This window comes from Bartonella sp. AP58NXGY (assembly GCF_042195785.1).
In the GTDB taxonomy this organism is placed as follows: Bacteria; Pseudomonadota; Alphaproteobacteria; order Rhizobiales; family Rhizobiaceae; genus Bartonella.
Window position 1 is genome coordinate 1 of record NZ_JBHIOY010000179.1, and the last position, 501, is coordinate 501.

Genomic DNA, 501 nt, shown 5'->3' on the forward strand with positions numbered 1-501 from the left:
TTTTTTTCTCATTAGATACGATTTACTGATATTGAAAGCCAATTTATAATTATTAATGCTGTAAAAGTCTTATCAAGACGATAAAATAATGAGGCATTTTAATTATTTCCTTATGTTTAGTCCACATTTTTGCTTGAAAAAAGAGCGAGAGTATTCTTGTAAAGCGTAAAAGAAATTGTATTTCTTCACTTAAAGAGGCATAGTTGCCTCTTTTACCCATTCTTTCTCTTCTTCATTTAAATAAGGTGCATTCATCTGATAAACACGAGCATGGTAATTATTGAGCCATTGTCGCTCTTCTTGTGTTAAAAGCTCTGGAAGGATGAGCTTTCGATCAATGGGGCAATGGGTGAGTGTTTCAAACGAAAGCATTTCTTTCTCTCCACCAGAAATTTTTTGTGCTGGCTTTACAATAAGCAAATTTTCAAGACGGATACCAAAAGCGCCTTCGCGATAATATCCAGGTTCATTAGAAACAATCATTCCAGGAATCAATTCTTG

General features: G+C 33.9%; 1 protein-coding gene. It reads right to left on the bottom strand.

Going from position 1 to position 501, the window contains the following annotated elements:
- Positions 1 to 189: 189 nt before the first annotated feature.
- On the bottom strand, positions 190 to 501 hold a 312-nt coding region (locus tag ACFINC_RS10295), incomplete at its 5' end, for a M24 family metallopeptidase C-terminal domain-containing protein (protein ID WP_375617149.1).